The following is a 23,821-nucleotide window of genomic DNA, read 5'->3' as shown; positions in this document are numbered from 1 at the left end:
AGACAAAGCCCACGAGAGGCCGCCGGGCAGCGGACAGAGTCGCTTCTTCGAGCGCATGACCGGCGATGAAGATTCGCGCATGTGCAAGGACATCTCCGAGGATGCCTGTCACCAGCAGCCCGGCAACTTCTGGCGTCACCTGCTGGCCTCGCTGGGCACCAAGCTTGCCGACGAGATGGCCAGTGCACGACTGGTATTGCCGTGGCTATTGGGGTTGATCGGGGCGCCGGTGTGGATGGTGGGACTGCTGGTGCCGATTCGCGAGGCCGGCGCCCTGCTGCCTCAACTGCTGGTGGCAGGCTTCATTCGCCCGCTGCCGCAACGCAAGTGGGTGTGGGTCGCCGGGGCCTCCACCCAGGCCTTGATGGCGCTGGGGCTGGTGATGATCACCCTGCTTGCCGAGGGCAACTTCGCCGCGCGTCACGGACTCGATGGCACCCTCGCGGGCAGCCTGGTACTGGTCCTGTTGATCCTGCTGTCGCTCGGGCGCGGGGTGGCCTCCATCGCCACCAAGGACGTGCTGGGCAAGACCATCGCCAAGCAGCGCCGTGGGCGCCTGATGGGCTGGAGTGGCAGTGTGGCGGGGGCGATGACCCTGCTGGCCGGCGTCGCCTTGATGCTGCTGGGCGAGCAGCCCGGGCAGCAGGTGCTGGCGATACTGATGGCCATCGCGGCGCTGGGCTGGACACTCAATGCCTTGTGCGCCGCCATGATCCGCGAGGACAGCGGTGCCACCAGCGGCGGCGCCAATGCCTGGGAGACGGTGCGCGACGGGGTCATCCAGCTCAAGCATGACGCCGCCTTTCGCAACTTCAATCTGGCACGCGCCCTGCTGCTCTCAAGCGCCCTAGCACTGCCCTATATCGCCTTGCTCGGCCAGCAGCAGAGCGGTGATAGTCTGGGTGGTCTAGGCGTGCTGGTGGTGGTATCAGGACTGGCCGGGATGCTGGCCAGTCCCATCTGGGGCAGGCTGGCCGACACCTCCAGCCGCCGCGTGATGCGCAACGCAGGGGCCGGCGCTGCCGTCTGCTGCGCCCTGGCCGGCAGCATGGCCTGGTGGCCACAGGCGCTGGCCGACAGCATCTGGAGCTATGCACTGGTCTACGGTCTGCTGGTGATCGCCCATGCCGGTATCCGCCTGGGGCGCAAGACCTACGTGGTCGATCTCGCCACCTCTGACAATCGCGCCCTCTATGTCGCGCTCTCCAACACCCTGACCGGCGTGCTGATGCTGGTACTGGGGCTGTTGATCGGCGGGCTCGCCCAGTGGCTGGGCAGTGAATGGTTGCTGATGATTCTGGCGGTCGTCGCGGCCTGCGCCGCACTCTGCGCGCGGCGCTTGCCGGAGGTGGAGGACGACTGAGCATCCGGGGCGGGCGTGACGGCTCCCCTGCTACCCCTGCTCCCCCTCTCTCCCCTTCTTCATCTGATCGACTCCTACGCTGACAGGGCCTGACAACCATGTCGGGCCTTGTCACATTAGCGGCTGCGATTGCATAAGCCGCGTCTCCCCGCCATAGTGAAACCGATCATGGTGCTGGAATGTCCGGGCACACGGACAGGCACCCTATACCCGTACTCTCGGGCTCGGTCTTCAGGGCCGGGTTCTTAAGCCGCAAGGATCAGAGTCAGATGAAAAGACCCCACATGATCAGCCCCGAGCTGCTCGAGAGAGTCGTGAATGCCTCGGACGATGGCATCGTGGTGGCGGAACAGGAAGGCGACGAGAACATCCTGATCTACGTGAATCAGGGCTTCGAGCGCCTCACCGGTTACAGCGCCGACGAGATTCTCTACCGCGATTGCCGCTTCCTGCAGAATGATGACCGCGATCAGCCGCAGCTGGACAACATCCGCGCTGCGCTGCGCGACAAGCGCCCGTGCCGCGAGATACTGCGCAACTATCGCAAGGATGGCAGCCTGTTCTGGAATGAACTTTCCATGACACCTGTCTTCGATGAGCATGACAATCTGCAGTATTTCGTCGGTGTCCAGAAGGATGTCACCGGCCTGATGACCGCCAAGGAAGAGCTGGAACGCCTGCGCGCGGAGCACCCCAGCGAGTCCAACTGACCGCCGGACGCTGAAGGCCGCATACTGAAGAACGGTCACTGCAGAGCAGTCACTGAAGATCAGGTGCCGCCTGGCACCATCAACGCCCACCCCACCGGTGGGCGTTGTCGTTATGGGGCCTCTCGCCATTGGCCGTTGGCGAAAGCCCTGACAGGCCGAGCGAAAGGCTTGTCATCCTCGCCGACGGGCGGTATATAGCCAGAGAGCCTTCGGCGCATCGCCGCTGGCGGTGCCCGGTGTCACAGGCCAGTCCAGGCGCTGGATATCGGGCAGGTCGTTCCAAGATCGTGAGGTCCGCCCATGGCCCGTGAACAATTCCTCGATGATATCGATGCCACGGCACTCGCCGAAGACAGCCCCACCGAAGTGGATTTCGAGCTGTCTTCCTCCAGCGCACCTGCCAAGCCACAACGCAATGACTCTCGCCAACGTCTTGAAGCCCTGCTCGAGGAGCGCGCCCTGGCTCGCTCCATCCGCGAAGGCTGGGACGATGAAGCCGACGACGATGACCTGATCGACGCCAGCGACTGGGGCGAAGAGGAGTAAGCTCGCCACCAGCGGCGTGCAGGGGAAGGGATGCCGGGGAGCGGTCAGGCCATGGAAGGGATCGACGTCAGGACAGGGAATGTCATGCAGTGAGTCGCCGCGCTCGCCGGGCACTGGCTGCCCGGCTGGCCAAGCGTGACGCCGGGCACTATCATCTGCGCGTCATTCCATTCTCCAACCAAATTGGGATTCCATGGCGCAATACGTCTATACCATGAACCGGGTGGGCAAGGTCGTTCCCCCGAAGCGCGAGATTCTCAAGGACATCTCGCTGTCCTTCTTCCCGGGTGCCAAGATCGGTGTGCTCGGTCTCAACGGCTCGGGCAAGTCCTCGCTGCTGCGCATCATGGCCGGCGTCGATCAGGACTACAACGGCGAAGCACGTCCCATGCCGGGTCTGAATGTCGGCTACCTCCCCCAGGAGCCGGAACTGGATGATTCCAAGAACGTGCGCGAGTGCGTGGAAGAATCCCTGGCCCACATCAAGAACGCCCAGGCCGAACTTGATGAAGTCTATGCCGCCTATGCCGAGCCGGACGCCGATTTCGACGCCCTCGCCGCGCGTCAGGCCAAGCTGGAAGACCTGATCCAGGCCTCCGACGCCCACAACCTAGAGCGCAAGCTGGAAGTGGCTGCCGAAGCGCTGCGTCTGCCGCCGTGGGATGCCAATGTCGGCGTGCTGTCCGGTGGTGAGCGCCGCCGAGTCGCACTGTGCCGTCTGCTGCTCTCGAGCCCGGACATGTTGCTGCTGGACGAGCCGACCAACCACCTGGACGCCGAATCCGTCGCCTGGCTGGAACGCTTCCTGCACGACTACTCCGGCACCGTGGTCGCCATCACCCACGACCGCTACTTCCTCGACAACGTCGCCGGCTGGATTCTCGAGCTGGACCGTGGCCAGGGCATTCCCTTCGAAGGCAACTATTCCTCGTGGCTCGAGCAGAAGGACGCTCGCCTGCAACAGGAAGCCAAGCAGGAAGCCTCACGCAACAAGGCCATCCAGCAGGAGCTCGAATGGGTTCGTCAGAACCCCAAGGGCCGTCAGGCCAAGAGCAAGGCGCGTCTCAACCGCTTCGAAGAAATGCAGTCCGGTGATTTCCAGAAGCGCAACGAGACCAACGAGATCTACATTCCGCCGGGACCGCGTCTGGGCGACAAGGTCATCGAGCTGCACAACGTCACCAAGCGTTTCGGCGACAAGCTGCTGTTCGATGATCTGTCCTTCACCATCCCCCCGGGTGCCATCGTCGGTATCGTCGGCGGCAACGGTGCAGGTAAATCCACGCTGTTCAAGCTGGTGACCGGCAAGGACACCCCGGACAGCGGCGAAGTCGTGCTGGGCGAGACCGTCAAGGTCGCCTACGTCGAACAGCTGCGTGATGGCCTGGAAGACAATCAGACCGTCTGGGAAGCCGTCTCCGGCGGTCAGGACATGCTCAACATCAATGGCCATGAAGTCTCGTCGCGCGCCTATGTCGGCCGCTTCAACTTCAAGGGCACTGACCAGCAGAAGCGTCTGTCTGATCTGTCCGGTGGTGAGCGTGGCCGTCTGCAGCTGGCCCAGACCCTGAAGCAGGCTGCCAACGTGCTGCTGCTGGATGAGCCGTCCAACGACCTGGACATCGAGACCCTGCGCGCGCTGGAAGAGGCCCTGCTGGCCTTCCCGGGCTGTGCGATGGTCATCTCGCACGACCGCTGGTTCCTGGATCGCATCGCGACCCACATCCTCGCCTACGAGGGTGACTCCAACGTGGTGTTCTTCGAAGGCAGCTATACCGAGTACGAAGCGGACTATCACGCGCGCGTCGGCAACGATGCTCCCAAGCGCATGAAGTACAAGCGTATCGACGCCTGATGAGCCGGCGGGGTCAGCCACGCTGATCGACGCAAGCCGCTAGACGCCCTCACCGCTCACCCGGTGGGGGCGTCTTGCCATCGGGCCCTGCTGTCCGTTCCAGTCTGTCCGTTCCATTTCGTCCGCTCTGTCTGCGCTGTTCTGCTTCTTCCCCCCTCCTCACCTCCAGAACCCTCCTGCCAGCACGTCATGCTGACTTGCAGTGATCGACGCGAGCCGTCATAACAGGAGCTTGCCAATCCATCCGTTCGGGAATCGTCTATGAATCGCTGGCTACAGCACCCCCTCATGTGGCTGCGAACCTGGACCACCAGCATCGCCTATCTCCCCAGCATGCTGGCCATGGTCTATACCCTGCTGGGATTGATCTCGGTGATGCCCTCCGGGCTGCCGGATCCTTCCTCGCTGCCGAACAGCGACTTTTTCGAAGCACTGACCTTCAAGGAACATGACACCCCGCGCACCTTGCTGGCGGCACTGGTCGGCGGCCTGATCTCGCTGATGGTCTTCAGTTTCACCATGGTGATGAGCGTGCTCACCCAGGCCGGCGCGCAGTTCTCCCACAAGCTGCTGCTGGGCCTGGTGACCGAGCGCCACCACCAGCTGGTGCTTGGCCACTACCTGGGCAGCCTGCTGTTCCTGCTGGTCAACCTGATGGTGCCCAATACGGGAGACTCCCCGACCCTGTGGCGCTCGCTGGCCGTCTATCTGGGCGTGCTGATGATGGTCAATTGCCTGGGGATGTTCGTCTACTTCATCCATCAGGTCTCGCAGTCGGTGCAGATCAACGCCGTTGCTCGGCGCCTGTCCGGTCGTACTCGCCTCTCCCTGGAGCGCCTGCGTGAGCGCAATCGTGACGATGGCTTCTGCGAGCGCGAGGTCAGCCGTGACGACGACCAATGCCAGCTGCTGCGGGCACGCCGGCGTGGCTACATCCAGCAGGTCGACTTCTCGGCGCTGCGCCAGCTGGCCATCAAGCATGACATGGTGGTGCATCTGGATTTCGCGCTGGGCGCCTTCATCGTCAGCGGCATGCCCTTGATGCGCATCGAGTGGCCCAACGGCCTGCCAGAGGGCGCGACGGCAGGGGAAGAGCTCGATGAAGAGCAACAGGCCGTGTTGATCAAGAACCTGCGTGCCGCGCTTGGCTATCTGGATGGGGAGTCCGTCGAGGACCTGCACGAGCACGGCCTGACCCAGCTGATGGAAGTCGCCATCAAGGCGCTGTCGCCCGGCATCAATGACCCCGGCACGGCACGGCTGTGCATGCACCAGCTGACGGAGCTGCTCAGCGAGCGCATGTCAGTACCGCTGTGCAACTGTTGCGTGGATGATCACAAGGCCGTTCGCGTCAGCTGGCAGATGGAGTCCTTCGCAAGCCTCCTCTACCGCTCCATCACGCCGATTCTGCATTATGGCCGTGACGACCTCTCGATCTGCCTGGCCCTGCTGGAGCTGCTGAAGACCCTGTCGCTGATGGGTGCGCAATACGGCCATCTGGTGCTGCTGCAACAGCATGCCGACAAGGTGGTGGAGGCGATTCTCGTCCAGGCCGAATTCGAGGTGGATCGCCGCTTCATCGAGCATGGCCTGCAGGCCGGCCACCATCGCCTGAATCTGCCCAGCCCTCAGTGGTGAAAAGGCCAGCGCCTGAACGAGCAACGCCCGCGACGGTCGATCACCATCGCGGGCGTTGTTGTCTGTGAGTCATGCTGTCCGTGAGCCGTACTGTCTCAAAGTCGTCCATCCGATCACATGGCGGGCTTGCGGCCGGTTGCCGTCAATCTGACCCGTGGCAGGGAATCAGAGCCTCACGGCTTGCGGCGGCTCTTGAAGAAGGACACCAGGAACAGCACCAGGAAGATCACGAACAGGACCTTGGCGATGGTCGCTGCGGTGCCGGCGATGCCGCCGAAGCCCAGCACTGCGGCAATGACAGCGACGATCAGAAAGATGATGGCGTAGTTGAGCATGTCAGTTCCTTATGTCATGTGAGAATTGTCGCGGCGGAGTCAGACCCTGACGGATGACACCTCAGGCGCACTCCAGAGTGCTGAAAACGGCGATCAGGAGGCGTGTCAGCCACCTGACTCGTTATTGCCAAGATGGTAATAAACTAAAGCTTTGTCAACATGATGTCGCAGTTCAGTAAAAGAATTTCCCCAGCCCTTCTGATGGGTTGAAAGCCTGTCCCGTCATCCGCACGTCTTGTAATAGGTACACGACAGGCGGCACTCGGTTGACCGCACGCATGCAGCTCGGGCAGGTGATGTTGCTTGTCGGGTGCCGCTTTACACAGCAAAGACCCCCGTTCGGCATCTCGCCGAACGGGGGTCTTTGCTGTGCATCACTCGCGTCATCCCTGACAGTAGAGGGAGATCGATGCCAGGGGTGTCGGTCTACAGTGCGGCGATCAAGGCCTCGGCGTAGGCGACGAGATCAGGCTCGCTCATCACCTCGACGCGGTTCAATCCACTGTCGAGGCTCGCCGGCTGGCCATGGCGAACCAGCAAGGTGCGCGGATAGCCCGCGCCGCCGATGCGCTCACTCAGCTGAGCATGTGCATCGCTGAGATAGACCCCACGGGTCTGCTGCACGCATAAGGTCACCAGTGGCAGACCGCCACGGGCAAGCGCCGCCTCGAAGACAGGCAGTGCCGGGCGCTGACGTTCGGTGCAATCCGGGCACCATTCCGCGACCTGATTGAGCACGAAGGTATCGCCAGCGGCCAGCCGCGCTTCCACCTCGGCCAGGGTGACGTGAGAAGAGATGTCGTTGCTCATGGTTCACCTCAGTACAGGGACGGATCGGTTTTCTCGGGGCGTGTCTTGAAGCGACGGTGCAGCCACAGATACTGCTCGGGATGCTTGCGGATCGCCCCTTCGATGAAGGCGTTGATGCGCGTGGCATCGACGACGTCATCACCACTTGGGAAGTCGTCCAGCGCCGGCAGATACTCCAGCGTATAGGTACGATTGTCCGGATTGCGGTGGAACATCAAGGGCATCACCGGCGCGCCCGTCATGCGGGCGATCTTGGCCGTCAGCTTGATGGAGGCGGCATCGATGCCGAAGAACGGCGCGAACACGCTGACCTCGCGACCGAAGTCCTGATCTGGTGAATACCACACGCCATGCCCGCTCTTGATACGACGTACCACACCCCGCAGGTCGTGACGATCGATGGCGGTGCCGAAGATGCCATTGCGCGCACGGGTCATGAAGCGCTCGAACAGCGGGTTGTCGTGGGGGCGATAGACGACATCGGCCGGGAAGAACAGCGAGTGCAGAGCGCCGCCCAGATCCAGGGTCGAGAAGTGGATGCCCACGATGAGCGCCCCCTTGCCCCGGGCCATGGCGCGCTCCATGTGCTCCTGCCCCTTGAAGGTCACGCGATCACGCATGTGCTCAGGATCACGACACCAGCCGGTGGCCGTCTCGAAGATACCGATGCCGTTGGCGTGGAAGGTCTTGCGTACCTGACGCGCGCGCTCCGCCTCGCTCCATTCGGGAAAGCACAGCTTGAGGTTGGTGTCGGTGATATGACGACGACGCTTGCCGAAGCGCCATGCCAGCTCACCCAGGCCACGCCCCAACCACAACTTGGCGCACCAGGGCAGATAGGCCGAAGCCTTCATGGCACCGATGCCCAGCCAGGTCAGCCAGTAGCGGGGGTGTGCAAAACTCTCGGGATAGCTCTTCTTGGCCATGACTCTCTCGTTCGACGGGCAACGGCGGCCATTGTAGACCGCGCGAGCCTTGCCGTCAGGTCAGGCGTGCGTATCCAGCGACTGAGCGCTGGCCAATTGCGCGACATCCTGGTCGTCCGCCACACTGCCAACGCCGCCATGGTAGTGTCTGGGCACGCGCGGCAGCAGCCCCGTGAGCAGTGTATAGCTGATGGTGTCGCAGCTGGCGGCGACGCGATTGACCTCAAGCCCCTCGCCCCACAGCACCACCCGTGAACCGACGCCCACCTCGGGGAGGTCGGTGATATCCACCGTCAGCATGTCCATCGACACCTTGCCGGCCAGCACCGTTTCCTGACCATCCACCAGTACTGGCGTGCCATCCACGGCGTGGCGGTCATAGCCATCACCATAGCCGCAGGCGACGACACCGATACGCGTCGGACGCGTCGCCACGAAGCGGCCCGAGTACCCTACCGGCTCGCCGATGGCGATCTCACGCACGGCAATGATGGCTGAAGACAGCGTCATCACCGGCTTCAGACGCCGGCTGGCGTCATTGGCGCCTTCCAGCGGATCTGCCCCGTAGAGCATGATCCCCGGGCGGTTCCAGGCCGCATGCGTCTCTGGCCAGGCAAGCGTCGCCGGTGAATTGGCCAGACACAGCGGTAGCCCCGCATCGGCCGCCAAAGCCGTCACCGCCGCCATCTGCTGCTGGAAGTAGTCCGGTGTCAGGCTATCAGCGCTGGCGAAGTGCGTCATCAGGTGCAGGTCACGCGCCTTGCCACACGCCTCGAGGCGCGCCTTGGCGTCCAGCACCTGCTCGGCCGTGAAACCGAGACGATGCATCCCCGAGTCGAACTTGATCCAGCAGGACAGCGGCTGCGCAAGCTCACTCTGTTCGAGGGCCGCCAACTGCCATTCGCTGTGGATGGCGCACCAGAAGTCATGCTCGGCCGCCAAGGCGTACTCCGCGGCCTCGAACACCCCCTCAAGCAGCACGACCGGATGAGAGATGCCGCCAGCCCGCAGCGCCAGCGCCTCCTCTATCGTGGCCACCGCAAAGGCGGGGGCGAGATCCGCCAGTGCCTGCGCGCACGCCACCGCACCATGCCCGTAGGCGTCCGCCTTGATGACGGCCAGGGCGCGCGAATGCGGCGCCAGCTCGCAGGCCAGCTGATAATTATGACGCAATGCATCGAGATCAATATCAGCGCGCAGTGGGCGGGACATGAGGGGACTCCAGAGTGATAGGGGAAGATGACAGACAGCAGAGCAAGCCCCTCAATTATTTTCCATCATCGCCGTCAGGTCACGCTACAAACCACCAAACTTTCCCCAGATCACCGATAGAAACCACTGCCTGTCAAAATAAATACAGGATTTTAGACCAACACCGCCACGAAGCCACCTGCTTCCAGGCCGCGCTGCCCTTGCACGCTGATTTTCGGCACCTTTCTGGCTAGTCATCACTTGCCTGATGAACACATGCCTGGCGATCAGTGGCCTGACCAATTGATGCCCTCAAACGCATGCTCCCAAAATGCATGCACCCCCGCAGGCAGGGCCTGTGGAGGTGCATGCAGTACGTGGCGACAGCCAGCGCGGAACGATCAGGGCGTCGCGTTTTCCAGCTCATCGGAGCTCTCATCATTCAGCACCAGTGATACCTGACGATCTGCCTTGAGGCTCTCGTTGAGGTCACGCACGCTGTTGATATCGATGATACCTGCCGCCTGACGCAGGTTGAGCAGATCAAGCACATAGGTGTAACGCGAAGAGGCGTAGTCCGCCAGCGCCTGATACAGGGTCTGCTCGGCGTCCAGCACATCGACGATGTTGCGCGTGCCGACTTCATAACCGGAGCGAGTCGCTTCCAGTGCACTGCGGCTGGAGACGATCGCCTGCTTTCGCGCCTTGACGGTCAGGACGTCGCTGCGCACCTGACTGTAGAGCGAGCGCACACTCTGGGTGGTGGAGCGCTGCTGGTCGAGCAGGTCGTACTGGCTCTGCTCGAGCAGATGAGTGCTCTGACGTACCTGGGCGGAGGTGCGGCCACCGGTATAGATCGGCAGGGAGGCCTGGATACCGATCTGGTTGTATTCCTGATACCCCCCGGCAGTATCGATGTCGGTTTCATCGTAGGAGTAGGTCGCGAAGGCGCCGACTTCCGGCAGGTGGCCTGCGCGGGAGGTCTTCACATCGCCTCTGGCGACATCGACACCCTTCTTGGCAGCACCGATCAGCGGATTGTTGGACAATGCCATCTCGACCCACTTGCTGCGGCTGGCCGGCACCGGCGCTTCGATCGCCAGATCTTCTTCCAGGCCATCGATGGAATCGTACTGCTGGCCCGTCAACTGCTGCAGGGCCTCGAAGCTGACCTGGAGATCGGCTTCGGCCGCGATGCGCTGGGCGCGCGCATCATCGAAGGATGCCCTGGCTTCCTGCACATCCGTGATCGCGATCAAACCGACCTCGAACTGCTGATTGGCCTGGTCCAGCTGGCGGGAAAAGGCCTTCTCCTGAGCAATACGCGCATCGAGCACATCACGATTGTTCAGAATGGTGAAATAGGCAGACGCCACGTCATAGAGCAGCTGCTGCTGATCGGAATCCAGCAGCAATTTCTGCTGACGGGTGGTGTCCTTGCTGGTCGCGAGCTCATACCAGTCGGCGGCATCGAACAGCTGCTGGTTCACGTTGACCACGATGTTGCTGTCGGTGTAATCGCCCTCGGTGCCGCTCTGGGAATTGCCGGTGACATCGGTACGCGACACGGTCCCCGTGGCAGTGATCTGGGGCAACAGGTCAGCAAGCTCGATACGCTCATTGTCCTCGACGCTCTGATAGAGCGAGCGAGAGGAGGACAGGCTGGCATTGTGGGTCAATGCATCACGGGTGATGTCGAGCAGATTGGCAGCCTGAGCCTGGGTCGCAAAACCCATCGCCAGCACCAGTGGCAGTATGCGAATGTTGGCCATGTATGCGTTGTTCCTGATCAGTGACAGTCGTGACCTGCATGGCGCCTCGAAAGCACCAGGACAAGGTAAAAGGTAGCTCACACATCGGCTGGACTACTGCCTCAGCCCTGCTCAAGCGAGTCGTGAAAAAGTGGCCTTAGTCTAATCGCCACCCATTTGGGCGTCCAGTTAGTTGGCTAACTTTATTGCACGATACAGCGTTTCCAAATTGACAACAATGTCAGGGAGCACCCTGCGCTCGAACGTCAGAACACCCCACTCTGCCAGTATAATGATGACACAATATGAAAACGGCCCACTCGAATCACGAGCGGGCCGTTTTCACTGGCAACCTGCATCAAGGCACCGACAGCCATGACGAGGGTGCCCGCGCATCATTCGAAGATGGATTCGAGCGTCAACCCCTGCTTCTCGAGCATGCGTCGCAGCTTCTTGAGCGCCTCGACCTGAATCTGACGGACCCGCTCCCGCGTCAGACCGATTTCCTCGCCCACTTCCTCCAGCGTCGCGGCTTCGTGACCACGCAGCCCGAAGCGACGCACCACCACTTCCATCTGCTTCTCGGTCAGTTCCGCCAACCACTCATCGACATGCGCCTTGACGTCGACATCCACCAGGCTGGACTCCGGGCTGGTGTCATTCTCGTCGGCGATCGTCTCGATCAGCGGCTTGTCGCTCTCGCCGCCCATCGGATAGTCGACGGATGACACGCGCTCATTGAGCCCCAGCATCTTCTTGACGGTATCGACCGGCTTGTCCAGGAAGTCGGCGATCTCCTCCGCGGTGGCCTCGTGATCCAGTTTCTGGGTCAGCTGGCGCGCGGCACGCAGATAGATGTTGAGTTCCTTGACGACATGAATCGGCAGACGAATGGTGCGCGTCTGATTCATCAGCGCCCGCTCGATGGTCTGGCGAATCCACCAGGTGGCGTAGGTCGAGAAACGGAAGCCGCGCTCAGGGTCGAACTTCTCCACCGCGCGGATCAGCCCCAGATTGCCCTCCTCGATCAGGTCGAGCAGCGACAGACCACGATTCAGATAGCGCCGCGCGATCTTGACCACCAGACGCAGGTTGGACTCGATCATGCGCTGGCGACCGGCAGGGTCGCCCGCCTGTGCCAGGCGCCCGAAGTAGACCTCCTCCTCGGGCTTGAGCAACGGGGAAAAACCGATCTCGTTGAGGTAGATCTGGGTCGCATCCAGGCTTTGGTAGTGCTTGCGCTCTTCACGATTCAAGGCGCGTTCGAATGCCGCCTCTTCCGCTTCTGCCTCAAGCGTATCGTCGTCCTCCTCGACATCCTCAAGGGACAACTCAACCTCAGCCTGATCGATATCCTTTTCCAGCATGCTCATGTCGATACCCCGTTGTCTCTGGTCTGGTGCCAGGAACTTGTTGTTGTGGCAGCGGTGGGAATCAGCGTTTAGGCAGGAATTTCAATGGGTCCTTGGGCTGCCCATCCTCGCGAATCTCGAAGTGCAGCTGCGCACGTTCAGCGTCAGTGGCTCCCAGAGTGGCGATGACCTGTCCGGCGTCGATCACATCGTTCTCTGATACACGCAAAGTGTCGTTGTGGGCGTAGGCGCTCAGATAGCGGTCGTTGTGCTTGAGAATGATGAGGTTTCCGTAACCACGTACTCCACTTCCGGCGTAGACCACGATTCCCGGCCCTGCTGCCTTGACAGGTTGCCCCTTTTGACCAGCGATATCAATGCCGCCGGTGACACTCTCGGACTCACCGAACTTGCCGATGATCTCGCCTTGCGTAGGCCACTGCCAGTCAACGTTTTTTACCGGAACATAGGTCTTCCTGGCCGGTGCAGCCTTGGCGGTTTCGCCAGCGACGTTGGTGCCCTTTTCAACCTTGGCAGCCTCATTTTTCACGCTAGCGGCCGCTTTCTCGCGCTCTGCCGCGGCGGCAGCGGCGGCAGCGGCGGCTTGCTCGGCCTTTTCCTTGGCGGCCTTGCGCGCCTCGGCCTGGGCGCCGGCCGCACTGGCAGCTGCCTCGCTGGCCGTCTGGCTGGCTGTCTGACTGGACGAGCTACTGGCCTGCGCAGCACCGCTGCTGACCTGCTCTGCACTGTCATTGGCGGCGTTGCGCGCCGTCTCGGCGAGCGCTTCTTCACTGCCTTCCTGGTAGACAGGCCCCAGCCCGGCCGCCGCCGCGGCCCCGGTGGCGGCCGATGACACGCCACTCGAGCCGGTCGTCAGCGACTGGGCCTGGCTGGTGCGCTGTTGCTGCTGAGCCATGGCGGACTCATCCGGCGCCAGCCAGTCCGGCAGTTCGCTGCCGCCGGCGATCGAACCATCGCTGCCCCCGCCCATCGGCGTGGCAACGACGCCACCGCTCGAGGCGACGCTCGTACCGGAAGCGCCCGCCCCACTCGCCGGCAGCTGGGTGTTGGGGTCCAGACGCAGCGTCTGCCCCGGCTGCAGGGTGTAGGGCGGATTCAAGCCGTTCATGCGCGCCACATCCCGGAAATCCTGGCCACTCTGCCAGGAGATGCCATACAGGGTGTCACCGCGCTGAACGGTATAGGTGTCGGAGGTGATACGCGCATTGCCGGCGTTGAGGTCCTGAACCTGCGGGCGAGTGGTCGCCGTGCTGCAGGCTGTCAGCGCACCCAGCGCCAGACCTGCCAACGTCAGTTTGATTCCCTTGTCCATCCTGTCACGCATGTTCCTGCTCCTTGCGGGAATTGCTGGAGTCGTCATCCGGGCCGGAGCGTTCTCCGGCAAACCAGACAAGCAATACGCCGGCCAGCATCAGGGCGAGTGCCGCCCACAGCTGGGCAGGCTCACCGGTCACACTGGTGTAGGTATCCGGCATCATGAAGTGGTAATCCAGCGGAACCTGTTCACCCTTGGGCCCCAGACGATAATCGGTGATGGTGCGCCACGGCCACAATACCGGCAGCGAGCCGAGAATGAAGCCCGTCAGCAGCATCAGTGTCGCGGTGTGATGATGACGAAACAACCACGACAACAAACGCGAGAAGGTGAACAGCCCGATGGTGCAGCCGCTGCCAAACAGCACGATCAGCTGCAGATCGAAGCTCTTGATACCAGTCATCACCGTGCCGTAGAGGCCCATGGTCAGCAACAGGAAGCTGCCGGAAACGCCCGGCAGCAGCATGGCACTGATGGCGATGGCACCGCCGACCACCAGCACCCAGGAGGCATCGGTGGCGGCAGGCAACAGGCTGGGCAACTTGCTGGCCAGCACCAGCCCCAGCGCCAACCACACAAGATACCCGATCCGGAAGGTGGTGATACGCCGCGCGACCACCACCCCGGAGCACACTACCAGCCCGAAGAAGAAGGCATTGAGCAGCAGCGGCTGCGCCTCCATCAACCAGGTCACCAGATGCGCCACGCTGATCAGACTGGCGAAGATGCCAGCGACCAACGGCAGCAGAAAGGCCAGATTCAAATGCTGCCACAGCGCCTTGAAGCCCTGCTCACGCCATACGCCGATGGCGGAGGGGCCGAAGCGCTTGATGGACTCGATCATTTCTTCATAGATGCCGGTCACGAAGGCAATCGTGCCGCCTGATACCCCGGGCACGGCATCCGCCGCCCCCATGCCAGCGCCCTTGAAGAACACGCTCAAAGCTCGTTTCACCTGATCACTCCCTCGAGCAACGGCACGAAGCGCACGGCCTCGAACCGCTGAATATCCTGAGTGTCGCCGACGCGGCGCACTCGTGTCAGCCACTGACGATCACTGTCGTCCTCGGCCAATGGCACGATCATCACCCCCTGCGGGGCCAACTGCTTCAACAACGCCTGCGGCAGATGCGGTGCGCAGGCGGTCACCACGATCAGATCAAATGCCGAGTCATCGTCCTGCCAGCCATGCCCACCATCGGCATGGCGCAACTCGACATTGTCGAGCCCGAACCAGTCAAGGCGTTGAACGGCCCTGGCATGCAGCACGGCGATGCGCTCGAGCGAAGACACCCGAGCGAACAGACGCGCCAGCAGCAATGTCTGATAGCCCGAACCGGTGCCGACCTCCAGCACCCGACACTCCTCGCGCGGGCGCGGTGCTTGCGCCAGGGCAAGCTCCGTCATGCGGGCGTGCATGTAAGGCTGGGACAGGGTCTGCCCCTGCCCCAGCGGCAGCGCGGTATCTTCATAGGCACGGTGCGCCAACGCCTCATCGAGAAACAGATGACGCGGCTCACTGGCCATCAGCTCCAGCACCCGCTCATCACGAATGCCGGCATCCTCCAGGCGCGCCACCATGCGGTCTCGCGTGCGCTGGGACGTCATGCCGATACCGCTCAGCTGCGCCGTGTCCGGTCGCCTGAGATGCAAGGGCCCGGCGATTCCCGCTGCGCTGTCTGACTGCGCAAGCGGGAAAGCGTTCTGATACGCGTCCTTCATGGTCTTGATTCATATCCTGTCGAGCGAGGACTTCACAGCGAAATCTTGAGCCTTGCCTGGCGCTGCATCGCTCAGGTCAACGCCTCGAGCCACTGCGCTACATCATGGCGCGCCCCATGGGAGGTGAGGTCCGTCATCAACGGCGTGATGGACACATAGCCCGCCGCGATGGCGGCGAAGTCGGTGTCGTCACCATCATCGATGCCATCGCCGGCCAGCGCGATCCAGTAGCGGGTACGGCCACGCGGGTCCTTGACCTCGATCGGGGCGCCCGCCGGGCCACGATGGCCCTGACGCGTGACGCGAAAGCCGCGAATCTCGCTCCACGGCACATCCGGCACATTGACGTTGAGCAACGAGCGCGGCGGCAATGCCAGGGTCTCGGCCGCGCCGACGAGGCTCGCCGCCACGCGTCCGGCGGTCTCGAAGTGGGTCTTGCCGCACAGTGACATCGCGATTGCCGACATGCCCAGCGAGCGCCCTTCCATCGCCGCCGCCACTGTGCCGGAATACAGCACGTCATCGCCCAGGTTGGCACCATGGTTGATGCCGGAAATCACGATGTCAGGCTTCTCGTCCCAGACGCCATTGACGCCCAGATAGACACAATCCGCGGGTGTGCCGTCGACGCTGTAGAAGCCGTTCTCCATCGCGGACAGCAACAACGGCCGACTCAGCGTCAGCGAGTTGCTGGCTCCTGAGCGGTCACGGTCCGGCGCGACCACACGAATGCGTGCCTGCCCGGCCAGCGCGTCATGCAGCGCCTTGAGCCCCGGAGCGTGCACGCCATCATCATTGGAAAGCAGAATCCTGCGCATCATCTCACTCCTTTGCGAATCATCGGATAGTCGTCATGTCACCTGACGGCACTACAGCAGCGGGTGGGCGATCAGTTCACGCAACAGGCCCGTCGCGAAGCTGCCGCGCGGCAGATCGAAATGCAGCCAGACGCTGGCCTCACTGCCTTCGGCGTGCGCCTGCTCTGGCGTGATATCCCACTCCAGACGCGGCTTGCCGGGCATCAGGCGCAGCGGACGACGCTCCGTCTTGACGCCGGCCTTCTCGAGCCCCTCGCACAACTGTGGCCAACGCGTGGCCAGGACCTGCTCGAGCTGGGCGACCTGCGCATGAGCCTCCGCACGCCCGGTGCCCCAAAGCGGGCCAGTGGGATGAATATCGCCACTCGCCAGACGCTGCGCCAGCGTCTCGGCCGACTCGCTGCCGTCGGTGATGAAGCGTGAGCCCGTCCCGTTGAGCGCAAATACCTCTCCGCTCAACGCCGTCGCCCAGCAATTCGCCTTGAGGCGCGCAGCCAGCACCTCATTGAACAGGAAGCTGCGCGCGGTCGACAGCAGCATGCCGCTGCGGTCATCGCGCTTGCGCCAGCCACGCACCAGCACGGCACGTGCCCGACCGAGATTATGTCCCTGATGACCGAAGCGCTGCGGCCCGAAATAGTTGGGCACACCATCGCGTATCAGCGTCTGCCAGCGCGCCTCGAACTCGGGATGCGCGACGGCCTCACCGCTGACACGCAGCGCGAATCGGTTGCCGCGATGCACGCCCCGCTTGAGCTTGCGCGGATGACGCACGCTGGCCAGCACGCGGACGCCCTTCTCGGCCAGCGCATCGCTGAGATCCTGCGGCGCTTCACGCCCCGGCAACCACACGGAGACCCACTGCCGGGTGATCGCCTGCTTGTCCTTGAGACCGGCCACGCCGATATCACGCGGCGCGACCTCGCACAGGCTGGCCAGTTCACGGCACAGCTCATCGGTGGTCAGGCCGCGTTTCTCGACCCACAGCCACTGATGCTCACCGTGGCCTTCGGGCACGAAGTCCATCAGCTCGGTGACCCGGAAGTCCTCGGGCGTGTGGCGGAAGTCGCCTGCTCCCAGCGAGCCGCCATGCGCATGCGGCCAGCGCTGCATCAACTCGGCTTCCTTGACCCACGCCTCGCTGCCCGCAGCGTCCAGTGCCGCCAGCGCCTCGGCAAACAGCGCATTCGCCTCGGGCGACTCAGACATGTCATTCACTTCAGACATGCTCGGCTCCGCCCGCGGCTGGCAGCGCGCCCAGCAGCACCACGGCCTCGGCGGCGATGCCTTCCTTGCGACCGGTGAAGCCGAGCCGCTCGGTGGTGGTGGCCTTGACGTTGACAACCGCCAGCGGCACGCGCAGGTCTTCGGCGATCACTTCCCGCATCGCCTGGATGTGCGGCGCCATCTTCGGCGCCTGCGCCAGCACGGTGAGATCGACATTGCCGACCCCGAAACCGGCGGCATTGACCAGCCCGATCACATGGCGCAGCAGGTCACGGCTATCAGCGCCGGACCACTCGCTGTCGGTGTCCGGAAAATGCTTGCCGATATCGCCCATGGCACAGGCGCCGAGCAGCGCATCGCACAGCGCATGCAGCAGCACGTCACCGTCGGAATGCGCCACGAAGCCATGCTCGTAGGCGATCTTCACGCCCCCGATCATCAGGTGATCGCCATCGCCGAAGCGATGCACATCGAAGCCGTGGCCGATGCGCAGTGCCATCGGCACATGGCCAGCCTGTTGGGGAGAGGTCGCAGATTGCGCGGAGGAAGTGGCAGCAGCGGGTGTTGCAGATTGCTCAGTCATGTCAGGCAGACGTCCGGGGGCTATCGGGAAGCGCCTCGCGCGCGGCCAGCAGCAGGCGCGCCATGGCGAGGTCTTCCGGATGGGTGATCTTGAGATTGTCGCGGGCGGCGGCGACCAGCACGGGGGCACGGCCACAGGCCTCCAGTGCCGAGGCCTCATCCGTGATGAGCGCGGGGTTCTCCCCAAGCGCTTCACGCAGCGCCCGTCGCAACAGGCCCAACGGGAAGGCCTGCGGCGTGAAGGCATGCCACAGGCCGACGCGGGATTCGGTGTGCGCGATGCTCGGCGCACGCTCTTCATCGCCACCGCCATCGCCATGCGGACGCGAGTCGACGGCCGGCGCGGCGCGTTTCATGGTGTCGCTGGCGGGGGCCGCGAGGATGGCGCCATCGGCACTGCGGCGAGCGGTCGCGACCAGCGCATGGATATCGGCTTCGCGAACGCAGGGACGCGCGACATCGTGCACCAGCACGAGGTCATCGTCATGGGCGTGGCGGCTCAGGCAATCCAGGCCCGCCAGCACGCTGTCGGCACGTTCGCTGCCGCCATCGGCGCGCAGCCAGTCCTGCCACGGCACCATCGACGGCGTGAAATAGCCATCGTCGGCGCCCAGCACCAGACAGAGCCCTGCCTCGGGCAGCGCGCGCTTGAGCGTCGCCAGCGTCGCCTCCAGCACGCAGCCGCCGGGCGACAGCTCCAGATACTGCTTGGGCCGGTCGGCCTGCATGCGGCTGCCCACGCCGGCGGCCGGCACCAGATACCACAGACGGGGCTCGCGCGAGGCGTCTGTCGGCATCATGGCGTGATCACCTTGGGCAGCCCGCCTTCCAGGCCCTTGCCCTCCAGCGCACCGTCCGCCACTTCATCGGGTGATGGCGCCTTGCGTTCCGGCACCGCGACATTGGGCACCCACAGGAACTGCTCGTCCTTGCGCACCATGCCGAGGTCATTGCGTGCACGCTCCTCGATGGCCGCCAGACCATTCTTGAGGTCGACCACTTCCGCACCGAGTCGCTGATTGCGGTTGTCCAGCACCGCATCTTCCTTGGACAGCTGCTGCACGCGTGCGCGAATATCGAATAATTCGGTGATGCCATTTTCGCCCCACCACAGCCGATACTGGAGCAGTGCCAGCAGCAGCAGCAGCGAGATATTGATCCATTTGAGCATGGCGATGTCCTTGGCCGTTGCAGCGCGCATTATGCCATCATCCGGGAGCGCGACGCAGGCACTGCCAGCATCCGTTGCCACGCTTGACGCCCCCCTGTCGATCAGGGCCACCTGATGACAGCGCCCTCTCACCCTTCTGCCAGGAGTCATCCGATGTACAAGCTTGCGTTCTTCGTCCCGGAGAATGACGCCGAACACGTCAAGGAAGCCGTCTTTGCCACCGGTGCAGGGCGCATCGGCGACTACGAGGCCTGCTGCTTCGAGACACGCGGCACCGGCCAGTTTCGGCCACTGGCCAGCGCCAATCCGCATATCGGGACCTGCGGCACGCTGGAGCGCGTCGCCGAACTGAAGATAGAGCTGGTATGTGACGATTCGCTCATCGCCGCTGCCGTGGCGGCGCTGCGCGACGCCCATCCCTATGAAGAAGTCGCCTTCGATTGCTGGCGACTGGAAACGTTCTGACCCCGCGTCCCCCGAAGAACGAGGCACGCGAGGTCAGCAATGGCCAGACGATCTAGCTCGCGGGCAGGAAGGTGGTGTTGAAGAAGTGCTCGCGGGCTTCCAGGTCGATCTGCTCGAGATGCAGCGGGAAATGCTCGTCACCCTCGCCGTGGCGGCGATCCTCGAAGTAGCGGCGCAGCGTGACTTCCATAGTCGGGAAGGCCAGCGACTGCCAGGGAACCTCCTCCTCGCTGAACAGCGCCACCTCGAGACTCTCGACGCCCGCCGAGTAGTCGCTGATCAGCTCGGCCCGAAACAGCATGTAGACCTGATTGATATGCGGCAGGTCGATCAACGTATAGAGCCCCTGCAGCTTGACCTCGGCGCCGGCTTCCTCCCGTGTCTCGCGAGCAGCGGCGTCGCTGGTGGTCTCGGCGTTCTCCATGAAGCCGGCCGGCAAGGTCCAATACCCCAGCCGCGGCTCGATGGCACGCCGACAGAGCAACACCTTGCCGTCCTGTACCGGCAAGGTGCCCGCGATGATGCGCGGATTCTGATAATGGATGGTGCCGCAGCTGTCACACAGGTAGCGCAGACGATCATCGCCCTGCGGCACTGCCAGACGCACCGTTTCACCACAGTGACTGCAATAATTCATTCGCTCTCCCATGAAATCTCAAGGCGCCCTTCAGTGACATCCCGTCTCCGCTTCCTCGCTGCGCGGTGGGCCCGGCGGCATGGCAGTCGCCTTGACCGCCAGGACCCTCGCGCCACATGATGGATGACTACGAGGAAACGACATGCTAGAAGCCCTGCGCCAACGCCTGCAAGCACATCACCCCCTCGCGACTGACCACCAGCTGCCACGCGCCGCCGTCCTGATCGCGCTGATCGATCGTCCCGAACCGACGTTGCTGCTGACGCGGCGTGCCAGCCATCTCACCCAGCATCCCGGCCAGGTGGCCTTCCCCGGCGGCAAGGCCGAACCCGATGATAGCAACCTGTTGGCCACCGCGCTGCGCGAAGCCGAGGAAGAAGTCGCGTTGCCGCCCAGCGCCGTGGAGGTCTTCGGCCAGCTGAGCGACGTGATTTCCCTGCACGGCATGCGTGTCACGCCCTTTGTCGGACGCATTCCCGCCGACCTGCCGCTGCGCGCGGACCCCAGCGAGATCGAGCAGATCTTCGAGATGCCGCTGAGCATGTTGCTGAGAGACGAGCGCGAGCATACCGACGTGATCACCGTCGGTGACGAGACCTGGTACGTGCCCAGCTATCGTGTGGCCGACCAGGTACTGTGGGGACTGTCTTCGATGATGCTGGTCGAACTGATGGCCATCGGCTTCGGCCATGCCGTGAGCCTCAAGGCAGCGCCACCGCCCGGTGCCCCGCTGCGCCATCTGCCGCCGCGCCCCGTGCCGCCTCGGCCCTGAAGCTCAAGATCCTGAACTCCTGAGCTACTGAGCTCCTGAGCAGCTGAACCAGACAAGGTGTGTTCCCGCCGAGCGGCTCGCCATTGCCCTGATGGCTTTGCAGCACTGCCATTGCCCCGACGATATTGCACCGACAATGGCACTGGACTATAACTCCTCGCCCACGATGCCACGCCACTTCCCGTTCGGAGCGCCTGATGCCCGCTGCACCTGCACCCGCCCCACTGCTGGACCCTGTCGCACTCAACCTGCTGATCGATGAACTGGTCGAGCATGGCTACAGCGTGCGCCCCGACTTCCTGCCGCGGCAGGTCATCGCTCAGCTCAATGATGAACTGACGGCGCTGGAGACGCGGCAGCAATTGACAGCGGCGGGTATCGGTCGCGGGCGCGAGCATGATCTGCGCCCGGACATCCGTGGCGACGCGATTCGCTGGCTGGACCGCAACTCACGCGCCCAGCGCGCCTACCTGGAAGCGATGAACGTGCTCAAGGATGAGCTCAACCGCGCCCTCTATCTGGGGCTGTTCGAGTATGAGGCCCACTTCGCCCACTATCCGGTCGGCAGCTTCTACAAGAAGCATCTCGACAGCTTTCGCGGCCGCGGCAACCGCCTGATCTCCAGCGTGCTCTATCTCAATGAGGACTGGCCGCGCGATGGCGGCGGCGAGATCGTGCTCTACGACCCCGAGGATGACAGCAGCGAAATGGCACGCGTCACCCCCGAGGCCGGCACCTTCGTGTGCTTCCTCTCCGAGCAGATCCCCCATGAGGTGCTGCCGACGCATCAGGCGCGCGCCAGTGTCACCGGCTGGTTCCGGCGCAACAGCTCACAGGGCAACCTGGTCGATCCCGCACGCTGATTCCCGGGCGGGAAGTCCCGGCCAGACAGGTCTGGACAGCACCGCGCCAGTGGCCCTCAGCCGCGCGCCAGCGGCGCGTCATCGCGTGGCGGCCCCTGCCGCTGCGCGTCCTGCGAGGCCTGCACAACCTGCAATGTTTGCTCATCATTCAAGGCCTGCTCGTCGTGCAGCGCCTGCTCCTCCTTGACCTCGATCTCCTCGAGACTGTCCAGTGAGGCCTCCGTGATCAGCTCCGGCATATCAGCGACCAGCTCACGCGTGACCTCGACCAGCGGGTCATCGGCTTCGGCGTCACGCAGGTGCTCCTCGGCGGCCTCGACCAGTTCAGGCCCGACCGCAAGCTCGGTGCCCAGCGGTGTCTGCGGAGCATGGGTCTCGAAGGGCGCCAACGGCTGCGGCGCCGGACGCATCACACGCCGCCAGACAAAGAAGAGCAGCATGCCGCCCCCCATCACCGCCAGACTCAGCGCCATGCCGGGCATCGCGCCCATCTCGGCCATCGGCAGCGATACCGCCGGCGGTGACAGGGTCGACCCCACCGCATTGATCAACAGCAGGCCCTGACTCATCCGTACCAGGGCACCGGCGGGCGCACGGTCGGCGGCATGGCTGACCGCCACCGGATAGAGCGTGAAGGCGGCACCGCCGAGCAGGAACAGCACCGTCAGCTGGGCGATGCCCTCGCGCGCCGGCCCCATCAGCAAGGCGGCGAAGCCGACGATGGCGATCGACAGGATGATCAGCACCTGCTGGCGATCGTGGCTGTCAGACCAGCGGCCGATGGGGTATTGCAGCAGCATGCCGCCGAGAATCACCAGCGCCATGCGCTGACCGATCTCCGCGGTGCTCAGGATACCGCCATCGCCCAACGCCAGAGGCAGCAGGCTATAGATGACCGCCACCACCAGCCCCGAGGCCAGGCAGCCGAACACGCCTGTCGGCGTGATGCGAATCAGGCGCCACGGGCTCAGGGGCTCGGACTGTTCGATCAGCGGCGAGACACGCGGCAGCAGCACCAGCGGCAATACCGAGGCCGCCGCCAGCATCGCCACCAGCATGAAGGCCGCCTCGAGGCTCAGCATGGCAGTCACGCCCAGCAGCAGCTGACCGAGCACCCCCGCGCCATAGAGCACGATCATGTAGAGCGCCAGCAGACGCCCGCGCACAGCGGGATCGGCAGCGCTCAGCAGCCAGCTCTCGATGACCAGATACACCCCGACCAGCGACCAGCCGATCATCATGCGCAGCAGGAACCACACCACCGGGTGATCGCCCAACCCCATGGCCAGAGCCGCGACCGCCACCAGCGAGCCGAAGCCGGCATAGGCGCGGATATGGCCGATGCGCAGCAGCAGGCGGTCGTTGACCAGCGCGCCGAGCCCGAGGCCCAGATAGTAGGCCGAGCTGATCAGGCCGATCGCCTCGCTCGAGACACCGGCGGCAGACAGCCGCAACGGGACCAACGAGGTCAGCATGGCGTTACCGATCCCCAGCAAGGCAAGGCCGAGCAGGGGCGCAAGGGACATCAACAGCAGATGACGGGGCATGACCAGATCCTCGGCCGGCCGCCAGTCAGCGATCAGCCAATGCCGCAAGGTGCGGATATCGTCGGGAGGGGAAGTTTTCCCTGCGTGAATACGTCAAGGCGCGGGCAATATAGTGACAGTCCGCGCCAAATCCAAGCATTTTTGCGTCATTTGGCGACCATGTCTTCTTGCGTGTCGCTGCGCGCTGCCCTGCGCCCTATTCAT

The 23,821-nt window shown here is 63.7% G+C and carries 24 protein-coding genes; 8 read left to right on the top strand and 16 right to left on the bottom strand.

Annotated features, from left to right (window positions below):
- Positions 1-55 precede the first annotated feature (55 nt).
- The 5 genes from QQF40_RS10255 to QQF40_RS10235 all read left to right on the top strand — a co-directional run bounded on the left by QQF40_RS10255 (position 56) and on the right by QQF40_RS10235 (position 6,112).
- On the top strand, positions 56-1,363 hold the full coding sequence (locus QQF40_RS10255; protein WP_285461273.1) for an MFS transporter: 1,308 nt from the start codon (positions 56-58) through the stop codon (positions 1,361-1,363).
- A gap of 269 nt (positions 1,364-1,632) precedes the next feature.
- Positions 1,633-2,073, top strand: a complete 441-nt coding sequence (locus QQF40_RS10250) for a PAS sensor domain-containing protein (protein WP_043331389.1) — start codon at positions 1,633-1,635, stop codon at positions 2,071-2,073.
- Positions 2,074-2,373: 300 nt separating this feature from the next.
- Positions 2,374-2,619 (top strand): PA3496 family putative envelope integrity protein, encoded by a 246-nt coding sequence (locus QQF40_RS10245; protein WP_175088527.1) that lies wholly within the window; start codon positions 2,374-2,376, stop codon positions 2,617-2,619.
- A 193-nt stretch (positions 2,620-2,812) separates the two neighbouring features.
- The gene (ettA, locus tag QQF40_RS10240) at positions 2,813-4,474 is read left to right on the top strand and encodes an energy-dependent translational throttle protein EttA (protein ID WP_175088526.1); all 1,662 of its coding nucleotides are present in this window, start codon (positions 2,813-2,815) and stop codon (positions 4,472-4,474) included.
- A 288-nt stretch (positions 4,475-4,762) separates the two neighbouring features.
- Positions 4,763-6,112 (top strand): DUF2254 domain-containing protein, encoded by a 1,350-nt coding sequence (locus tag QQF40_RS10235; RefSeq protein ID WP_175088525.1) that lies wholly within the window; start codon positions 4,763-4,765, stop codon positions 6,110-6,112.
- Positions 6,113-6,285: 173 nt separating this feature from the next.
- Here QQF40_RS10235 and QQF40_RS10230 read toward each other — a convergent pair whose 3' ends face one another.
- The 14 genes from QQF40_RS10230 to ftsB all read right to left on the bottom strand — a co-directional run bounded on the left by QQF40_RS10230 (position 6,286) and on the right by ftsB (position 19,333).
- Positions 6,286-6,447: a DUF1328 domain-containing protein gene (locus QQF40_RS10230; protein WP_043331394.1), complete on the bottom strand. Its 162-nt coding sequence runs from the start codon at positions 6,445-6,447 to the stop codon at positions 6,286-6,288.
- Positions 6,448-6,873: 426 nt separating this feature from the next.
- Positions 6,874-7,257, bottom strand: a complete 384-nt coding sequence (locus QQF40_RS10225) for a TlpA family protein disulfide reductase (RefSeq protein WP_285461243.1) — start codon at positions 7,255-7,257, stop codon at positions 6,874-6,876.
- Between the two features lie 8 nt (positions 7,258-7,265).
- Positions 7,266-8,183 (bottom strand): LpxL/LpxP family Kdo(2)-lipid IV(A) lauroyl/palmitoleoyl acyltransferase, encoded by a 918-nt coding sequence (gene lpxL, locus QQF40_RS10220; RefSeq protein ID WP_285461242.1) that lies wholly within the window; start codon positions 8,181-8,183, stop codon positions 7,266-7,268.
- Positions 8,184-8,243: 60 nt separating this feature from the next.
- On the bottom strand, positions 8,244-9,395 hold the full coding sequence (alr, locus tag QQF40_RS10215) for an alanine racemase (protein ID WP_285461241.1): 1,152 nt from the start codon (positions 9,393-9,395) through the stop codon (positions 8,244-8,246).
- A 380-nt stretch (positions 9,396-9,775) separates the two neighbouring features.
- Positions 9,776-11,146: a TolC family outer membrane protein gene (locus QQF40_RS10210; protein WP_285461240.1), complete on the bottom strand. Its 1,371-nt coding sequence runs from the start codon at positions 11,144-11,146 to the stop codon at positions 9,776-9,778.
- 374 nt (positions 11,147-11,520) lie between these two features.
- Positions 11,521-12,498, bottom strand: a complete 978-nt coding sequence (rpoS, locus tag QQF40_RS10205; protein WP_043331399.1) for an RNA polymerase sigma factor RpoS — start codon at positions 12,496-12,498, stop codon at positions 11,521-11,523.
- Between the two features lie 61 nt (positions 12,499-12,559).
- The gene (locus QQF40_RS10200) at positions 12,560-13,822 is read right to left on the bottom strand and encodes a peptidoglycan DD-metalloendopeptidase family protein (RefSeq protein ID WP_285461239.1); all 1,263 of its coding nucleotides are present in this window, start codon (positions 13,820-13,822) and stop codon (positions 12,560-12,562) included.
- The gene (locus QQF40_RS10195) at positions 13,815-14,768 is read right to left on the bottom strand and encodes a DUF368 domain-containing protein (protein WP_285461238.1); all 954 of its coding nucleotides are present in this window, start codon (positions 14,766-14,768) and stop codon (positions 13,815-13,817) included. The genes QQF40_RS10200 and QQF40_RS10195 overlap by 8 nt, the downstream gene beginning before the upstream one ends.
- On the bottom strand, positions 14,765-15,421 hold the full coding sequence (locus QQF40_RS10190; protein WP_285461271.1) for a protein-L-isoaspartate(D-aspartate) O-methyltransferase: 657 nt from the start codon (positions 15,419-15,421) through the stop codon (positions 14,765-14,767). Before QQF40_RS10190 ends, QQF40_RS10195 begins: the two co-directional genes overlap by 4 nt.
- 185 nt (positions 15,422-15,606) lie before the next feature.
- A complete protein-coding gene (gene surE / locus QQF40_RS10185; protein ID WP_043331401.1) occupies positions 15,607-16,353 on the bottom strand; it encodes a 5'/3'-nucleotidase SurE in 747 nt (248 codons plus the stop codon).
- Between the two features lie 51 nt (positions 16,354-16,404).
- Positions 16,405-17,580 (bottom strand): tRNA pseudouridine(13) synthase TruD, encoded by a 1,176-nt coding sequence (truD, locus tag QQF40_RS10180; protein WP_285461237.1) that lies wholly within the window; start codon positions 17,578-17,580, stop codon positions 16,405-16,407.
- A complete protein-coding gene (gene ispF / locus QQF40_RS10175) occupies positions 17,573-18,079 on the bottom strand; it encodes a 2-C-methyl-D-erythritol 2,4-cyclodiphosphate synthase (protein WP_175088667.1) in 507 nt (168 codons plus the stop codon). Before ispF ends, truD begins: the two co-directional genes overlap by 8 nt.
- An 85-nt stretch (positions 18,080-18,164) precedes the next feature.
- Positions 18,165-18,962 carry an IspD/TarI family cytidylyltransferase gene (locus tag QQF40_RS10170; RefSeq protein ID WP_285461236.1) on the bottom strand — a complete coding sequence of 266 codons (798 nt, stop codon included), beginning with the start codon at positions 18,960-18,962 and terminating at the stop codon, positions 18,165-18,167.
- Complete coding sequence (gene ftsB / locus QQF40_RS10165; RefSeq protein ID WP_054555736.1) at positions 18,959-19,333, bottom strand: cell division protein FtsB; 375 nt, start codon at positions 19,331-19,333, stop codon at positions 18,959-18,961. Before ftsB ends, QQF40_RS10170 begins: the two co-directional genes overlap by 4 nt.
- A 153-nt stretch (positions 19,334-19,486) precedes the next feature.
- On the opposite strand from ftsB, the gene QQF40_RS10160 reads away from it, so the two are divergent.
- A complete protein-coding gene (locus QQF40_RS10160) occupies positions 19,487-19,798 on the top strand; it encodes a YqfO family protein (protein WP_166018843.1) in 312 nt (103 codons plus the stop codon).
- 52 nt (positions 19,799-19,850) lie between these two features.
- Here the strand turns inward: QQF40_RS10160 and QQF40_RS10155 are convergent, their stop codons facing one another.
- Positions 19,851-20,435 carry an NUDIX hydrolase gene (locus QQF40_RS10155; RefSeq protein ID WP_285461235.1) on the bottom strand — a complete coding sequence of 195 codons (585 nt, stop codon included), beginning with the start codon at positions 20,433-20,435 and terminating at the stop codon, positions 19,851-19,853.
- A 142-nt stretch (positions 20,436-20,577) separates the two neighbouring features.
- On the opposite strand from QQF40_RS10155, the gene QQF40_RS10150 reads away from it, so the two are divergent.
- On the top strand, positions 20,578-21,207 hold the full coding sequence (locus QQF40_RS10150) for a CoA pyrophosphatase (protein ID WP_285461234.1): 630 nt from the start codon (positions 20,578-20,580) through the stop codon (positions 21,205-21,207).
- 197 nt (positions 21,208-21,404) lie between these two features.
- Positions 21,405-22,070: a 2OG-Fe(II) oxygenase gene (locus tag QQF40_RS10145; protein ID WP_285461233.1), complete on the top strand. Its 666-nt coding sequence runs from the start codon at positions 21,405-21,407 to the stop codon at positions 22,068-22,070.
- A 56-nt stretch (positions 22,071-22,126) separates the two neighbouring features.
- On the opposite strand, the gene QQF40_RS10140 is transcribed toward QQF40_RS10145, so the two are convergent.
- Positions 22,127-23,617, bottom strand: coding sequence for an MFS transporter (locus QQF40_RS10140; RefSeq protein WP_285461232.1), 1,491 nt, complete (start codon positions 23,615-23,617; stop codon positions 22,127-22,129).
- Positions 23,618-23,821 lie beyond the last annotated feature (204 nt).

Source organism: Cobetia sp. LC6 (genome assembly GCF_030264805.1).
Classification (GTDB): domain Bacteria; phylum Pseudomonadota; class Gammaproteobacteria; order Pseudomonadales; family Halomonadaceae; genus Cobetia.
This window is presented reverse-complemented; position numbering and strand designations above follow the sequence as displayed.

Bases quoted from the DNA above. Each gene is read 5' to 3' on its own strand.
- QQF40_RS10255 (WP_285461273.1), top strand. From the start codon at position 56: ATGACCGGCGATGAAGATTCGCGCATGTGCAAGGACATCTCCGAGGAT.
- QQF40_RS10250 (WP_043331389.1), top strand. From the start codon at position 1,633: ATGAAAAGACCCCACATGATCAGCCCCGAGCTGCTCGAGAGAGTCGTG.
- QQF40_RS10245 (WP_175088527.1), top strand. From the start codon at position 2,374: ATGGCCCGTGAACAATTCCTCGATGATATCGATGCCACGGCACTCGCC.
- ettA (WP_175088526.1), top strand. From the start codon at position 2,813: ATGGCGCAATACGTCTATACCATGAACCGGGTGGGCAAGGTCGTTCCC.
- QQF40_RS10235 (WP_175088525.1), top strand. From the start codon at position 4,763: ATGTGGCTGCGAACCTGGACCACCAGCATCGCCTATCTCCCCAGCATG.
- QQF40_RS10230 (WP_043331394.1), bottom strand. From the start codon at position 6,447: ATGCTCAACTACGCCATCATCTTTCTGATCGTCGCTGTCATTGCCGCA.
- QQF40_RS10225 (WP_285461243.1), bottom strand. From the start codon at position 7,257: ATGAGCAACGACATCTCTTCTCACGTCACCCTGGCCGAGGTGGAAGCG.
- lpxL (WP_285461242.1), bottom strand. From the start codon at position 8,183: ATGGCCAAGAAGAGCTATCCCGAGAGTTTTGCACACCCCCGCTACTGG.
- alr (WP_285461241.1), bottom strand. From the start codon at position 9,395: ATGTCCCGCCCACTGCGCGCTGATATTGATCTCGATGCATTGCGTCAT.
- QQF40_RS10210 (WP_285461240.1), bottom strand. From the start codon at position 11,146: ATGGCCAACATTCGCATACTGCCACTGGTGCTGGCGATGGGTTTTGCG.
- rpoS (WP_043331399.1), bottom strand. From the start codon at position 12,498: ATGAGCATGCTGGAAAAGGATATCGATCAGGCTGAGGTTGAGTTGTCC.
- QQF40_RS10200 (WP_285461239.1), bottom strand. From the start codon at position 13,822: ATGCGTGACAGGATGGACAAGGGAATCAAACTGACGTTGGCAGGTCTG.
- QQF40_RS10190 (WP_285461271.1), bottom strand. From the start codon at position 15,421: ATGACGTCCCAGCGCACGCGAGACCGCATGGTGGCGCGCCTGGAGGAT.
- surE (WP_043331401.1), bottom strand. From the start codon at position 16,353: ATGCGCAGGATTCTGCTTTCCAATGATGATGGCGTGCACGCTCCGGGG.
- truD (WP_285461237.1), bottom strand. From the start codon at position 17,580: ATGTCTGAAGTGAATGACATGTCTGAGTCGCCCGAGGCGAATGCGCTG.
- ispF (WP_175088667.1), bottom strand. From the start codon at position 18,079: ATGGCACTGCGCATCGGCCACGGCTTCGATGTGCATCGCTTCGGCGAT.
- QQF40_RS10170 (WP_285461236.1), bottom strand. From the start codon at position 18,962: ATGATGCCGACAGACGCCTCGCGCGAGCCCCGTCTGTGGTATCTGGTG.
- ftsB (WP_054555736.1), bottom strand. From the start codon at position 19,333: ATGCTCAAATGGATCAATATCTCGCTGCTGCTGCTGCTGGCACTGCTC.
- QQF40_RS10160 (WP_166018843.1), top strand. From the start codon at position 19,487: ATGTACAAGCTTGCGTTCTTCGTCCCGGAGAATGACGCCGAACACGTC.
- QQF40_RS10155 (WP_285461235.1), bottom strand. From the start codon at position 20,435: ATGAATTATTGCAGTCACTGTGGTGAAACGGTGCGTCTGGCAGTGCCG.
- QQF40_RS10150 (WP_285461234.1), top strand. From the start codon at position 20,578: ATGCTAGAAGCCCTGCGCCAACGCCTGCAAGCACATCACCCCCTCGCG.
- QQF40_RS10145 (WP_285461233.1), top strand. From the start codon at position 21,405: ATGCCCGCTGCACCTGCACCCGCCCCACTGCTGGACCCTGTCGCACTC.
- QQF40_RS10140 (WP_285461232.1), bottom strand. From the start codon at position 23,617: ATGCCCCGTCATCTGCTGTTGATGTCCCTTGCGCCCCTGCTCGGCCTT.